The following is a 14,000-nucleotide window of genomic DNA, read 5'->3' on the forward strand; positions in this document are numbered from 1 at the left end:
GCTGTGGGGGGGTGGTTCCTGGGCGCCCCGTCCGCCCAATTTGTGGGGGGCGCCCGCCGGCGCCCCGCCGCCGGCGCACGGCTCACCGCAGTGCCCGCAAAAAACCGGGCCGGCGAAACCTGGGGCCACGACCGCAGGGTTCCCTGGCCGTGGGCCCACGCCGGCGAGGGCCCCGGCCTGAGCTTGCGAAGGCTGGGAGCCGGTGGGGCCTTGCGAGGTTAGGGGGCGGTTGGGGATCACAGCGTCTTCTGGAGTTCCTTGATGGGCATGTTCAGCTCGACCAGCAGGTTCAGGTCGGCTGTCGCCGGGCGCCCCAGGGTGGTGAGGTAGTTGCCGACGATGACGGCGTTGATGCCGCCGAGGAGGCCGTCGCGGGTGCCGAGGTCGCCAAGGGTGAGTTCGCGGCCGCCAGCGTAGCGCAGGACAGTTCGGGGCATGGCCAGGCGGAACGCGGCGATGGCGCGCAAGGCATCCTTGCCGTCCATGATGCCCTGGTTTTCCAGCGGGGTGCCGGGCCGGGGGTTGAGGAAGTTCAGCGGAACCTCGTGCGGTTCCAGGGCTGCGAGCTGGGCGGCGAGTTCGGCGCGCTGTTCAAGGCTTTCGCCCATGCCGATCAGCGCGCCGCAGCACAGTTCCATGCCGGCTGCCTTGACCATGTTGCAGGTGTCCAGCCGCTCTTCATAGGTGTGGGTCGTGACGACTTCCGGGAAGTAGCTGCGGGCCGTCTCCAGGTTGTGGTTGTAGCGGTGCACGCCCCATTCGGCCAGCTGGTCCACCTGGCGCTGGGTCAGCATCCCCAGCGAGCAGGCAATGTTGATCTCGACCTCTTCGTTGATGCGGTCGATCGCGAACTTGATCTGGTTCATGAGCTTGATGTCGGGGCCGCGGACGGCGGCGACGATGCAGAACTCGGTGGCGCCGGTGGCGGCGGTTTCCTTCGCGGCCTTGACCAGTTCGGGGATGTCCAGCCAGACGCCGCGGACGGGGGAGTCGAACAGTCCGGACTGGCTGCAGAAGTGGCAGTCCTCCGGGCAGCCGCCGGTCTTGATGGAGATGATGCCCTCCACCTCGACGTCCTCCCCGCAGTGCCTGAGCCGTACCTCGTGGGCCAGTTGCAGGGCCGCGGGAAGGGCATCATCCGGAAGGCGCAGCACCTCCTCGAGCTGTGATTGGGTGAGCCCGATGCCCTCCTCGAGGACCTGCTGCCGGGCGGTTTCCAGGATGGGGAAGGTGCCCGGGATGGTCGCGTGGCTTGTGGTCTCGCCCGCGTTTGCCTGAATCGTCATTGATGGGTCCTTTGCGTGTGATGGCTGCGGATATTCCTCCGAACCGACGCTAATTCCCTACCGGGGGCAAGATTTTGTGGGGTCCCAACAAGGGGGCCGGCGGGACATTGGCCGGGTCCCTACATAGGGGGCACCGAACGGGGGGAGCCGCCGTCGCGGGTGGCGAGGGCGGCTCCTGTGTTGCGCTGTGGGGTCAGCCGTTGATGACCTGGGGGACGCCGAGGTGTTTGAGGCCTTCGACGCCGAATTCGAGGCCGTAGCCGGATTGTTTGGCTCCGCCGAAGGGGACGCGGGGGTCGACGGCGCCGTGTTTGTTGATCCAGACGGTGCCGGCCTGGATGCGGGCGGCGACTTCGCGGGCGGCGGGGAGGTTGGGGGACCAGACGGAGGCGCCGAGTCCGACGTCGAGGGCGTTGGCCATCTGCACCGCTTCGTCGATGGTGGTGTAGCGGATGATGGGCAGGGCGGGGCCGAACTGTTCTTCGGTGACCAGGGGGTTGGTGTTGTCGATGTCGGCCACGAGGGTGGTGGGGTAGAAGTAGCCGGGCTGGTCCGGGTCGGGGTTGCCGCCGGTCAGGATCCGGGCGCCGGAGTCCTTGGCGGCTTGGACGAGGTTGGCGACGATGTCGTATTGGGCCTTGTTCTGCAGGGGGCCGAGGACGTTGTTCTCGTCCAGGCCCACACCCATGGGCATGGCCTTGGCGACGTGGGTGAGTTCTTCGCAGACGGCGTCGTAGATGGTGTCGTGGACGTAGAGGCGCTTGAGTGCGGCGCAGGTCTGGCCGGTGTTGAGGAAGGCGCCCCAGAAGAGGTCGGTGGCGATGGTTTTGGGGTCGGCGTCGGGCAGGACGATGCCGGCGTCGTTGCCGCCCAGTTCCAGGGTGAGGCGCTTGACGGTATCGGCGGAGGAGCGGATGATCGCTTTGCCGCCGGCGGTGGAGCCGGTGAACATTATTTTGCCGACGGCGGGGTGTTCGGCGAGGCGGGCGCCGACTTCGCGGTCTCCGGAGATGACGTGCAGGACGCCGTCGGGGAGTTCTTCGTTGAGGACCTTGATCAGGGCCAGGACGGAGAGCGGGGTCATTTTGGAGGGTTTGACGACGGCGGTGTTGCCCATCCGCAGGGCGGGGGCGATCTGCCAGATGGTGATCATCATGGGCCAGTTCCACGGGCCGATCGCGCCGACGACGCCGATGGGCTTGTAGTGGAGTTCGGCGTAGGTTTCGCCGTCGTCGACGACGACTTCGGGGGTGAGTTCGGTGGCGGCGGTGGCGCGGAGCCAGGCGGCGCAGGCGCCGACTTCGAAGCGGGCGTTGGGGCCGTTGAGGGGTTTGCCCTGCTCGTGGGAGAGGAGTTGGGCGAGTTCTTCGGCGGAGCGTTCGACGGCGTCGGCTGCCTTGAGCAGCGCGGCGGACCGGGCGTCGTGGCCCAGGGCGGCCCAGGCGGGCTGGGCGGCGGCCGCTGCCGCTACCGCGGTTTCGAGGTCTTCGATGGTGTGGACCGGCGCCTCGCCGACCACGCCGCCGGTAGCGGGGTCGAGGATGGTCCGGCTCTCCTGGCCGGGACCGGCGGCGACGGACGCGAGGAGGGCATCGTAGGTTTCCAAGAGGTACTCCTTAGTGCTTGTGGTTGTCGCGCGGGTACTCGGTGCTGTTAAGGACCGTGAGCCGGGAATTGAAGGGCAGCACAACGGGCTCGGCCGCTGGTTCGTCCCAGCCGAACATCCGTCCAATTGAGCGTTGCTCCCTTAGGTCGATGAGCAGGACCGCCTCAACTGTCATGACCTTTTCGGTCCAGAAGAACAGGTAGAGGTCGTCGCCGACGTCGAACGTCATGCAGCGGTCCGTGTCGGCGAGGCCGGCCTCACCCCCGCGCAGGCAGTGCCACGTGAAGGTGCCCGCGTTCAGGTAAATGTGTTCGTACGTTTCAACGTCGCTGTAGCGGTAGTAGATACGCTTGCCCACCAGCCCCGTGGAACGCGCGTGAAGTGCCGTTGAGCCCTCCGCGTTTCCGTGGCTGAATCTGGTGGTGCTGCGGATCTTGCCCCCTTCCCCGATGAAGGAACTGACGGCTGTTGTGACGGCGCCGGTGTTGCTGTCGAGGACGATGGTGACATTTTCGGCCCGGTGCCCTTCACCCGCGACGAAGTCGATGATGAAGATCCCGGGACGTGCCTCAATGGCCTTGTACCTGGCTGCGCCGGCCTCTTCCCCCTCGCGGCCTGCAGCGGTCCACGTCAGGGAATGTGCATCATGGAAGCTGTATACGGTTGTCTGGGCTCCGTCAGCGGGCAGGCGCAGTACCTTTCCGGTCAGGGCCGCGGATGCGGGCAGGGTTTGGTCTCCGAATCCGTCGAGCATGGTGGACACGGAGGGCCACTCGTTTTCGGGTACAAAATCCTGAATGTCGGTTGTGGTCATGGTATTCCTTTGGCTGATGGCGATTCTGGCTGAATTGGCTGGTTAATGCGGCGGGATTACTGGCGTCAGACGATCTCGGAGGCATAGTCGATTGACGGTTTCCGGGCGCCGCGGGCTATTCCTGCAATGAGGACGAGTGGGATGCCCAGGAGGAGCCAGCGGGCAACACCGCCGGCGCCGCCGAGGAGGGCATCGTAGTTGTCCAGGGTCAGGTACCCGATGACGATGAATGAAACGAAGGACAGAACGGGCGCAATGACGGTCACCCACAGGTTGTCGCGCATCTTCTGCTTGGCGAAGAAGACGATGATCGCGGCAGATGTCAGCAGGAGGATGCTGATGAAACCGGCGGTCCCGAGGGCGACGAACCAAGCGAAGACGGTGGTGATGGGGTCGGCCCCCGTGATCAGGAAAGCGCTGATGATGGCCAGGACCACGATGCCGTTGATGAACCCTGCGAAGGTCGGTGCCCCGGTCCTGGAGACTGATGCCAGTTTTGCCGGCAGCGTTCCGGCGCGTCCGAGGGCGAAGAGGTACCGGGCAAACATGTTGGCCAGCCCCAGCATCATGGCGATGAAGCTGGTGACGACGAGGATCTGCATCGCGAGGCTGAGCCAGGAACCGGCACTGGTTTGGGCGAGGTCGAAGATCATGCCCGCCGGGTCAGCCGTGGCTTCGTTCTGGACCCGGTCGATGCCGATCGCTCCGCTGATGGCCCACGTTGAGACCAGGTAGAAGAAGCCGACGAAGGCGATGACCAGATAGGCCGCGCGCGGAATCGTCTTTCGCGGGTTCACGGCCTCCTCGGCGAAAACCACTGTGGCTTCGAAGCTTGTGAAGCAGGCAAAGGCAAACAGCAGCGAGATGCCGAGCCCTGGCCCCACGATGCTTTCGCTCGTGAACCCGTCGAAAGTGAAGATTCCGAAGCCGTTCTGGGCGACAAGGGAGACGACAAGTGCGGCCACCACAAGGGTTTCGCCCATGATCAGTACGCCCAGCACTTTCAGGCTGGCATCCACCCCCTTCATGGTCAGGGCAGTGGCCAGCGACAGCACGACGACGATCCAGAAGAATGCTTGCAGGCCCAGCCCCGTCAAATTCTCAACGAGTTGCTGGGCGAACACGCCGAACTGCGACCAGAGCCCCACCTGCAGGCTGACGTAGGTCAGGATGGCGATTCCCGCGCCACCGGTGGCCCACTTCGTGCCAAGCCCCCTGGCAATGTAGGCGACGAATCCGCCGGCGTTGGTGATGCTGTGGCTCATCCTGAGATACCCCACGGAAAACAGGGCAACGAGCAGTGCCGCGATGACGTAGATGACAGGGGTTCCCGGTCCGCTGGCCGCGAAAAGGACCGGGCTGGCCCCGACGACGGCCGCCATCGGGGCGGCAGCAGCGATGGCAAAGAAGGCCACCGCCATGACACCCAGCTTGTTCGGCCGGAGGCGGGCAGTGCTGACAGTGGTTTCCTCGTTGGCGGGGATCTGTCCGGTTTGTTGATTCATGATGTGGCTCTTTCGCCAGGGCAGGGACACAGAAAGTCATGCCTCGTGAATACGTATGTGTTCCGGTTGGCGCGCACCCCCTCGTGCGCGTCTCCCGGTGGAAGTGATGGTGATGAGCGGCACGTGAGCCGTATCACGAAGAAAACTATACAAGTGTTTAGTTTGGAGCGTCAAGGCTCCCGGAACGGCCTTCTGCCGGGGCTAGAATCGGGTTATGAGCCTGGAGTCCCAACGGTTGCCTTACGGTGATGGCCGCGACGCCCTGCTGGCCGCCGTCGTCGACGTTGTTGCGGAGAAGGGCCTGCGGGGCGTTACCTACCGTTCTGTTGCCGGGCGGGCGGGGGTGAACCACACGCTGATCACGCACCACTTCGGTTCGATCGAAGGTTTGCTGGCAGCCACACTTGAGTGGGCCGTGCAGCGGTCCATTGATGAGACCGGGCTTGCGCGAGTGGCCGATTTCGATGAGCGGTTCGCTGACGCCCTCCTGGACACGGTGTCCGCCGAGCCGGAGCTGCAGCTATTCCAGTTCGAGATGCTTCTTGAGGCGCGGCGGAAGCCGGAGCTCAGGGCACTTCTGGACCGTCTTTACGACAACTACATCTCCACTGTTGAAGCGGCCCTCCGCGCCCGTTCGCTCGATATGGATGAGGAACTTTCCCGAGCTATTTTTGCCGCGCTCGACGGACTGATGCTGCAATTCCTCACCTTCGGGAATCCTGCAAAGATCCGGGCCGCCGTCATTCAGGTCGGAAGGCTCCTTGAACGCTCGGCCACGGCCAGCGGCGCGAACGCCGCCGGCCCTTAGTGGCTGCTTAAGGCGGCGGCTAACTGCGCGCGTTCACGATGCTCCGGGCTGCTTCCAGCCCGCTTTCAATGGCGCCGTCGATGAAGCCGCCCCAGCCGTTGGCGTAGTCCGAACCTGCGAACAGGAGGCTGCCGCGCGGCTGCTGGAAGCTTCCCAGCGACTCCGTCAGGAAACCCGGCCGGTGCATCGGCCACGTCTCGCCTGAGAGCGGGTCACTGGTCCAGTCGTGGCTCGCGGTGTCCAGGACTTCGAGGTCCGGCGCGAGCAGGTCGAGGGCGGCCTGGACCTGCCGAAGATCGGTGGCGTCAAGGCGGGAGGTGTCGGGTCCGAAGGCGACGAGGATGGTGCTGCCGTCCTGGCCGTACTCAGCCTGGGCGAAGTTCAGCGGCCACTCCGCGGCGCCGAGGGCAACGAACGGTTTGACCTCCCCCTTGACGGTGATCCAGACCTTGATGCCCTTGGAGACCTGTCCCTCACCGATACCCCTCTGTGCGGCGGCGGGCAGGGGAGGGTCGAATGCGATGGCGCCCATGGCTCCGAGGGGAAGCGTGCAGATGACATGGTCGGCGTGGAATTCCTCGCCGTCGCTGGAGATGACGGCAGCGGTCCCCTCGGTGGACTTGACGGTCGAGACAGTCTTCCCGAGGCGAACGCCTGTTCCGGCCGCGATGGCGTTGATCAGATTCCTGGTGCCTCCTTCGATCTTGAAAGTGGCGCAGGCTTCGAAGTTGACCATCCAGTCGCCGTTGGTGAGTGCCACCCAGCGCAGGGCCTGGGTGAAGGCGGCGTCGTCGATGGGGCCATTGAAGTTCAGGGACCAGAAGGATTCCAGGATGTCCCTGGAGTAATCCGTGATCTGCAGGCCTGCGATTTTCTTGGGCAGGGAGACGCTGTCGATCTCCTTGATCCGGGGGCTGGCCAGCGGCGCGAACGGTTCGGGGAAGTATTTACGGGATTGTTCCACGAGCTGGCGGTTTGGCCCGTCGATTTCGTTCAGCAGCTGGTCGGGTGTGCCCGTGTGCCGGGCGCCGTCCGCCCACCAGTAGGCCATTTCCGGGACCGGACTTTGAACGGTGCCGATCCCGTAGCGCTTCATTTCCGCCCAGACGTAGGGCTGGGTCCAGTGGACCCACGTGCCGCCCATTTCCAGCGGACGGCCAAGCCTGTCATCAAGCCAGGTCCGGCCGCCGATCCGGTCCCGGGCCTCAAGAACGATTACGGACAAACCAGCCTGCCGCAATTCCCGGGCCGCGGTCAGGCCGGCGAATCCGGCGCCAATAATGACGACGTCGGCCTGCCCGGCGTTGGGGGTGGTGTCACTCACGATGCATCCTTCTGCGTTCAGGTTTTCGGCGTGTCAGGAATAGACGAAGAACTCGGTGGTGTCTTCGACGACGGTCCAGCGTGTCTGCGCACCCCTGTTGAAGGAAGCGGCCGAACCTGGTTTGAGGTCGAAGCTGTCACCGCCCTCTACCTCGATGTGCAGGTGCCCTTCGATGATGTGGATGGTTTCGTCGGCCTCGATGAGCAGGTCGAACGGTTCCGGGGCTTCTTCCGTGGTGACGTGCCAGAAGCCGGCGGACAGTGCGGGACGGCCTCCCTCTCCGGGCCGCCGCACCCACTGGACCTGGCCCAGGGCGAACGGCTCGTATTTCTGCGGGTCATGGGCGTCGTGGACGGTGAATTCGACGGCGTTCGTGGACGTGGGCATGGATCCTCCTCGGCTGGGGCAACTATGCATATGCTTAGTTGTGTGATGCCTCACAGCTAAGCATCTGCTGAGGTTTGAAGTCAATACCGCGTCCCCGGCGGCTACAATCGGTGGCATGAGCGGGCAGAGACACAGCGGATACGGCACAGGGCGGGAAGCCTTGCTGGCTGCGACCGTGCATGTGGTGGCGCGCAAGGGGCTGCGTGGCCTGACGTTCCGTGCAGTTGCTGAACAGGCCGGCGTCAACAACACGCTGGTGGTGCACCACTTCGGCAAGAGGGATGCCCTCATTGAGGCCGCACTCGAATGGTCCGTGCAGCAGTCGATCGGGCTGTCACGGCTGGAAGCGCTGCCTGCAACCGAGGACGAGTTCTGCCGGAGCATCCTGTCGCTGATCGAGGACAATCCCGACATCCAGATCTTCCAGTACGAAATGATCCTGGAATCGCGGCGGCGCCCCGAACTGGCAGGACCGGTACAGCAACTCTACGACAGCTACATCCAGGCGCTCTCCGACGGCCTGGAGCGGATCGGCTTCGGCGGGCAGGAGGGTGCTGCCCGGGCTGCCTTCGCCGCGTTGGACGGCCTGGTCCTGCAGCTCCTGGCCGGGGCCAACGCCAAAGGCGTGGAGGCAGCCATCCGCTACCTTTGGGCCGCTTTGGGGGGACGCGTCAACAACCCGGCGGTCAACGCCGGCTGATGTCGGATGGAGTACCGCATGCGCGTTCTGGTCGTGAATCACGTCAGCCTCGACGGCGTCCTGCAGGGGCCGGGCCGCCCCGATGAAGACACCCGTGATGGCTTCCGGCATGGCGGCTGGGCCCTGGAAGCCAACGACCCGGCAATGATGCCGGCCATGGGCGAGCGGATGGGCAAGGACTTCTCCTGGCTGTTCGGCCGCCGCAGCTACGACGACATGCTCACGTACTGGAACCACGCCGGCGGCCCTTTCAAGGACGGCCTCAACGGGACACGGAAGTACGTCGCGTCCTCCAACCCCGAGACCGACCTGCCATGGCCAAACTCCACGCTCCTGAGCGGGGACGTCCCGGCCCGGGTCGCTGCGCTGCGCGAACAGCCCGGGGGCAACCTCGTGGTCATGGGCAGCGGCCAGCTGGTCCGCTCTTTGCTCCCGCACGGCCTCGTCGACGAACTGTTCCTGATGATCCACCCGGTGCTGCTCGGCTCGGGCCGCCGGTTGTTCGGGCCTGAGGATGAACTGCACCGGCTGCGGCTGGTTGAGTCCATCCCCACCGCGACCGGGGTGCTGATGGTGACATACCGGCCGGCCTGACGGCTTTCCTCCCCGTGGCATCGGTCCCATACTCGATCTAAGGGTGGCCCGACACGAACAGCTGGCAGGATCATGACCGACACGAGCAGCCGCAGGGTTGACCTGCCCCTGATCGATCACCACAGCCACGGTGTGGTTGACGCCGAACTGAACGACGACGAGTTCAGGAGCCTGGCCACAGAATCCGACTGGCCGGCGCCGGAGGGCACGGACAGCCTCGAATCACCCTTCGGGCTGGCGGTGCGCCGTTGCTGCGCACCGGTCCTCGGGCTCGAGCCGCTGGCACCGATGGACGAATATCTCGCCCAACGCAGGAACATCGGGGCCGCGGAAGCAAACCGGCTGCTGCTCGGCAGTACGGGGACATCGGACTATCTCCTCGAGACAGGCATACCGGATGCCCGGCTGCTGGACCCCGCCGCCATGGCTGCCTGTGCCGGTGCCGGGGTTCACGAGATCGTCCGGATCGAGCGCGTAGCCGAACTCCTGGCGGCCGAATCCACGGCAGCGGGCTTCGTTGCGAAGTTCCCGGAGGCGCTGGCTGCCCGAGCCAGGGAAGCCGCGGGGCTGAAATCCATTCTTGCCTACCGTCATGGCTTCGACATCCCCGCGGAACCGCCATCCGGCCGTGAGGTGCTTCAAGCCGCTGACGAGTGGTTCTTCACCGCGGAGAAGACCGGAACCTTCAGGGTCACTGACCCCGTCCTGTTGCGGTTCGGGCTCTGGGCCGGGATCGGGACGGGCCTTCCCATCCAGCTCCACACGGGGTACGGCGACGGGGATGTTGAGCTCTTCCGGGCTGATCCGTCCCGGCTCACTCCGCTCTTCCACACCACCAGGACGTTGGGCGTCGACTTCATGCTCCTGCACTGCTATCCCTTCATCAGGGAAGCCGGGATCTTGGCCCAGGTCTTCCCGCACGTCTACCTCGATGTGGGCCTGGTCTCGCATTACCTCGGTCCCAGTGCCGGCAGGGCCATCCGCCAGGCGATGGAAATCGCACCCTTCAGCAAGATCCTCTACTCATCAGATGCGTACGGCCTTGGCGAGCACTACGCCGTGAGTGCCGCCAACTGGCGAACCGCCGTGGCGTCCGTGATGGACGAATGGGTTGCAACCGGGTGGGCAACAGCGAACGACGCCGACAACATCGCCAGCATGCTTGCCTCCGAAAATGCCAGGCGTGTCTACAAGCTGAACCCCGAAGGCCCAATGCCGATCGCATAAACAGTGCCGAGTGCGTGACCAATGCCGGGCGTGAACAAACGAAAGGAAATGCTGTGACTTCAAATCCAAAGGCGGACATGGATCTGCAGCATGTAAGAGCACTTGTCATTTCCTGTCTGGACAATGCGGGCGTTTCACGGGTCAAAGTTCTCCCGGGCCCCAAAGTAGAGGGCGCCTTCACCAATGGCTGCGGCGTCTCGGTCAGTGTCGGAGTCCTGCTGGCTGCTGACGACCACGTCACCCGGTCATCGCAGATCGATCCGATCGTCGGCGACCTGCGCGGCATGCCGGACCGCTCAGCCGTTGCCGTCGTCGACAAGGCAAGCGGCCTTGCCTGGGCGCCCGCCGACCTGGTGGACCTGCACGGTGTCCCTTATCCGACCTGCCCGCGCACAGCACTCAAGCGTGTTGCTGCAGAATGGGCAGCAGCCGGACTGGAGGCTTCGGTCGGCTTCGAGCTGGAATTCACGGTATTCAGCGGCAGCCCGGAAGCACCGGTTCTGGCGCACGGCGGCCCCGGCTATGGAGCGGCCGCATTCCTTCAGCTGGAAGCATGGAACCTGGAGGTGCTCACGGCGCTGGTGGACGCCGGCGTTCCGGTTGAACAGATTCACCCCGAGTATGGCCAGGGCCAGATCGAAATCGCCCTGGCCGCGCGAAACCCGGTCCAGGCCGTGGATGACTACCTTCTGGCCCGATTCATCGTCTCCCGGGTTTCCCGCCGGCACGGACTGCAGGTTTCCTACTCGCCCATGGCGGATTCCCGAACGGCCACCAACGGATGCCACATACATTTCTCCGCCCGGAACACGGACGGCAACCTCTTCAGCGATGCGGCGGCCGCCACGCGGATGGGTCCTGCAGGCGGGAGCATGATCGCGGGCGTCCTCGGGAAGCTGGCCGAAAGCGTGGCATTGCTGGGCGGAAGCGCGCTGAGCTTGGCCCGGCTTCAGCCGCAACAATGGGCGGGCAGTTTCATCTGCTGGGGTACGGGCAACCGGGAGGCTGCCATCCGTTTCGTGCCGGGACTGAAGGGCTACGAGGACCAGCAATCGAACGTTGAAGTGAAATGCTGTGACGGTTCCGCCAACCAGTACCTTGCAGTGGCAGCGATTCTGGCGGCGGCATTGGACGGGTTCAAACGACAGCTCAAACTGCCGGCCGAGGTCACCGTGGACCCCGGAACCTTGAACGAGGCCGAGCGGGAGCGCCTGGACATCCGGGCGTTTGTTCCGGACATGTTCACGGCCTTGGATGATCTGGAGGGCAGCAGTCTCCTCCGCACAGCATTGGGGCATGAACTTCTGGAGGCTTATGTGGCAGTGCGGCGCGGCGAAGCCGAGAGGTTCGCCAAGCTTGACCGTGACGCCGTGATCGACGCGCTGCGCTGGCGGTATTAGCGCTGGTTGTATTTGTGGTGATCAATCAGGAATCGAGAAGCCCGTCCGCCACCCTGCACGTAGGGTTTGGAGTGCGATCAGTCATCATGTGAAGAACCAGGCACCAGGAGGGCGCATGCCATACACCGTAGACTTCCAGAACGTATCCACCGTGGGTCTGGAGCCGTCCCCGGTGGCGGAAACCCTGGCCGGACTGCGCGCCAACGAGGCGCGCTACTACATGAACAAGTACGGCCACGTCTTCACCGTCCAGCCGGCAGGCGACGCACCGGACACCCTTGAGTGGGTGAACCGCATCCTCGCCGAGGAGCGCAACATCGTCATCTCATCCCGTCCGCTGGAGGTGACGTCCTTCGAGGTGGACGGGTTCCGGATGGCCTACGTGTTCTACGAATCCGGGCTTTCCATCAACGTGATGTACGGCCTTGAGGAGGGAAGCAAGCGGGCAGTGGGATTCAAGCTCTCAGAGGGCATGGAAGTCCCCGAGGAACTGGCATCAAACTTCAAGTTCGCGCGCCAGAAGTCGAAGCTGGCCGGGGTGATCCGCGGCTCCTACTTCGTGATCAAGGGCGAGTACTGAGGTGGCGAGTACTGAATAGGCGAGTGTCAGGCAGCCAAGCACCCGGCAGTCCAAGGCAACCGCCCGCCGTCGTACTTCCGATCACTAACCCGCGGCGGGCGCCTTGGCGGCCTTAGCGGCGGCCTTGGCAGCCTGCTTGCTGGCGCGCACCTTGGTCAGCGACTCGGGGTCCACGATGTCCGCAACAGAGAGGTACGCACCCTCCTCGCCGTAATGGCCGGCGGCCTCGCGCCAGCCCGGCGCCTGGAGCCCGCACTGCTTGCCGAGCAGCGCCAGGAAAATCCTGGCCTTCTGATCACCGAACCCCGGCAGGGCCTTCAGCCGGCGGAGCACTTCCTTGCCATCCGGCTCATCCCGGGTCCAGATGGCGGTTGTTTCGCCATCCCAGTCGCTCTGCACAGCCTCGGCGAGCGCCTGGACGCGGGCGGCCATGGAGCCGGGGAAGCGGTGCACTGCCGGGCGTTCCTTGAAGACTTCAACGAAGCCTGCCGGGTCATATTCGGCGACGGCGGCCGGACTGATGGAGCCGATGCGCGTACGGATTTTCTCGGGGCCGGCAAACGCGGACTCCATGGTCACCTGCTGGTCCAGCAGCATGCCGGTGAGCAGGGCGAAGGCGTCATCGCTGAGCAGTTTGTCGGCGGCGTCGTCGCCGGTGATGTGCAATTCCATGGGCCCATCCTCCCACTTTCGCCCCGTGTTACGGGCACGGTGCGGTGAATCCGTGTCAGGATCAGTCATGGTCAACCGCCTGATGCTGCTCGACACCGCCTCCCTGTACTTCCGTGCCTTCTACGGGCTGCCGGACACCATCCGCCGCGCCGACGGCACTCCGGTCAATGCCGTGCGCGGCCTGCTCGACATGATCGCGCGGCTCACCACCGACTACGGCGCCACGCATCTGGTGGCGTGCTGGGACGACGACTGGCGTCCGCAGTGGCGGGTGGACCTCATTCCGACGTACAAGTCGCACCGGGTGGCGGAAGCAGTGGCCGGTGCGGCCGATGTGGAGGTGGTGCCGGACGGGCTGGAGGCGCAGCTCCCGCTGATCCGCCACGTCCTGGATCTCGCCGGGATTGCCGTTGTGGGCGCACCCGAACATGAGGCCGACGACGTCGTGGGCACCTACGCCAGCCACGCGGACCTTCCCGTGGACGTGGTGACGGGGGACCGGGACCTCTTCCAGCTGGTCGACGACGCCCGGCAGGTCCGCGTGATCTACACCGCCCGTGGCATGAAGAACCTCGAGATCATGACTGACGCCGCGGTCGTCGGGAAGTACCGGGTGCTGCCCCAGCAGTATGCCGACTACGCAACCCTCCGCGGTGACGCCTCGGACGGGCTGCCGGGCGTCGCCGGCATCGGCGAGAAGACCGCCGCCGCCCTGCTCCTGGAACACGGCACCCTCGAGGGGCTGCTCGCGGCGGCGGCGGATCCGGCAGGCGGCGTGTCTGCCTCGGTGCGGTCCAAGCTTGCGGCCGCCGCCGGCTACCTCAAGGTGGCTCCCGACGTCGTCAATGTTGTGCGCAACCTGGAACTGCCCTCGCTTGAGGAGGCTGGCGCCGAACTGCAGCCGGTAACCGGCGAGGCACGTGCGGAACTCGAGCAGCTCGCCGCTGATTGGAACCTTGGCGGGTCGGTCCGGCGGCTCCTGGAGGCGCTGGACCGCCGCCCCTAGGAGCGCGCTGAATATATCGTCACGGTCTGGCGTGCCTGCCGGGTTTTCGGGGCCGGTGATTAATGCTGGTGTCATGCAGGGTCGCGAGGAT

14 protein-coding genes are annotated in these 14,000 nt (G+C 65.1%); 7 read left to right on the top strand and 7 right to left on the bottom strand.

What is annotated here, in order from left to right; translation table 11 throughout:
* Nucleotides 1–236 precede the first annotated feature (236 nt).
* The 4 genes from bioB to ACFTR6_RS17000 form a co-directional block, all read right to left on the bottom strand.
* Nucleotides 237–1,286 carry a biotin synthase BioB gene (gene bioB / locus ACFTR6_RS16985; RefSeq protein ID WP_377958731.1) on the bottom strand — a complete coding sequence of 350 codons (1,050 nt, stop codon included), beginning with the start codon at nucleotides 1,284–1,286 and terminating at the stop codon, nucleotides 237–239.
* 193 nt (nucleotides 1,287–1,479) lie between these two features.
* Nucleotides 1,480–2,892, bottom strand: a complete 1,413-nt coding sequence (locus ACFTR6_RS16990; RefSeq protein WP_377958732.1) for an aldehyde dehydrogenase family protein — start codon at nucleotides 2,890–2,892, stop codon at nucleotides 1,480–1,482.
* A 10-nt stretch (nucleotides 2,893–2,902) separates the two neighbouring features.
* A complete protein-coding gene (locus tag ACFTR6_RS16995; RefSeq protein ID WP_076803311.1) occupies nucleotides 2,903–3,706 on the bottom strand; it encodes a MoaF C-terminal domain-containing protein in 804 nt (267 codons plus the stop codon).
* Nucleotides 3,707–3,771: 65 nt separating this feature from the next.
* Nucleotides 3,772–5,211, bottom strand: a complete 1,440-nt coding sequence (locus ACFTR6_RS17000; RefSeq protein ID WP_377958733.1) for an APC family permease — start codon at nucleotides 5,209–5,211, stop codon at nucleotides 3,772–3,774.
* A gap of 214 nt (nucleotides 5,212–5,425) precedes the next feature.
* Here ACFTR6_RS17000 and ACFTR6_RS17005 point away from each other — a divergent pair, with 214 nt between their 5' ends.
* Nucleotides 5,426–6,019 (top strand): TetR/AcrR family transcriptional regulator, encoded by a 594-nt coding sequence (locus ACFTR6_RS17005; RefSeq protein ID WP_076803309.1) that lies wholly within the window; start codon nucleotides 5,426–5,428, stop codon nucleotides 6,017–6,019.
* A 19-nt stretch (nucleotides 6,020–6,038) separates the two neighbouring features.
* On the opposite strand, the gene ACFTR6_RS17010 is transcribed toward ACFTR6_RS17005, so the two are convergent.
* Both ACFTR6_RS17010 and ACFTR6_RS17015 read right to left on the bottom strand, forming a co-directional pair.
* Nucleotides 6,039–7,343: a flavin monoamine oxidase family protein gene (locus ACFTR6_RS17010; protein ID WP_377958734.1), complete on the bottom strand. Its 1,305-nt coding sequence runs from the start codon at nucleotides 7,341–7,343 to the stop codon at nucleotides 6,039–6,041.
* Between the two features lie 33 nt (nucleotides 7,344–7,376).
* On the bottom strand, nucleotides 7,377–7,730 hold the full coding sequence (locus ACFTR6_RS17015; protein WP_087873367.1) for a cupin domain-containing protein: 354 nt from the start codon (nucleotides 7,728–7,730) through the stop codon (nucleotides 7,377–7,379).
* Between the two features lie 115 nt (nucleotides 7,731–7,845).
* On the opposite strand from ACFTR6_RS17015, the gene ACFTR6_RS17020 reads away from it, so the two are divergent.
* From ACFTR6_RS17020 to ACFTR6_RS17040, 5 genes are all read left to right on the top strand, one after another.
* Nucleotides 7,846–8,430 (top strand): TetR/AcrR family transcriptional regulator, encoded by a 585-nt coding sequence (locus ACFTR6_RS17020; protein WP_377958735.1) that lies wholly within the window; start codon nucleotides 7,846–7,848, stop codon nucleotides 8,428–8,430.
* An 18-nt stretch (nucleotides 8,431–8,448) separates the two neighbouring features.
* A complete protein-coding gene (locus tag ACFTR6_RS17025; protein WP_076803305.1) occupies nucleotides 8,449–9,024 on the top strand; it encodes a dihydrofolate reductase family protein in 576 nt (191 codons plus the stop codon).
* A gap of 72 nt (nucleotides 9,025–9,096) precedes the next feature.
* Entirely contained in the window at nucleotides 9,097–10,251 is a 1,155-nt protein-coding gene (locus tag ACFTR6_RS17030) for an amidohydrolase family protein (RefSeq protein WP_216359125.1), read from the top strand.
* Between the two features lie 53 nt (nucleotides 10,252–10,304).
* Nucleotides 10,305–11,651: a hypothetical protein gene (locus ACFTR6_RS17035; protein WP_377958736.1), complete on the top strand. Its 1,347-nt coding sequence runs from the start codon at nucleotides 10,305–10,307 to the stop codon at nucleotides 11,649–11,651.
* Nucleotides 11,652–11,766: 115 nt separating this feature from the next.
* Nucleotides 11,767–12,231: a phage tail protein gene (locus ACFTR6_RS17040; RefSeq protein WP_076803302.1), complete on the top strand. Its 465-nt coding sequence runs from the start codon at nucleotides 11,767–11,769 to the stop codon at nucleotides 12,229–12,231.
* Between the two features lie 84 nt (nucleotides 12,232–12,315).
* Here the strand turns inward: ACFTR6_RS17040 and ACFTR6_RS17045 are convergent, their stop codons facing one another.
* Nucleotides 12,316–12,903 (bottom strand): HhH-GPD-type base excision DNA repair protein, encoded by a 588-nt coding sequence (locus ACFTR6_RS17045; RefSeq protein WP_377958737.1) that lies wholly within the window; start codon nucleotides 12,901–12,903, stop codon nucleotides 12,316–12,318.
* A gap of 67 nt (nucleotides 12,904–12,970) precedes the next feature.
* Between ACFTR6_RS17045 and ACFTR6_RS17050 the strand changes: the two genes are divergently transcribed.
* Nucleotides 12,971–13,909 carry a 5'-3' exonuclease gene (locus ACFTR6_RS17050; protein WP_172411734.1) on the top strand — a complete coding sequence of 313 codons (939 nt, stop codon included), beginning with the start codon at nucleotides 12,971–12,973 and terminating at the stop codon, nucleotides 13,907–13,909.
* The last annotated feature ends 91 nt before the right edge of the window (nucleotides 13,910–14,000 follow it).

The organism is Arthrobacter sp. NPDC057009, assembly GCF_042673905.1.
In the GTDB taxonomy this organism is placed as follows: domain Bacteria; phylum Actinomycetota; class Actinomycetes; order Actinomycetales; family Micrococcaceae; genus Arthrobacter.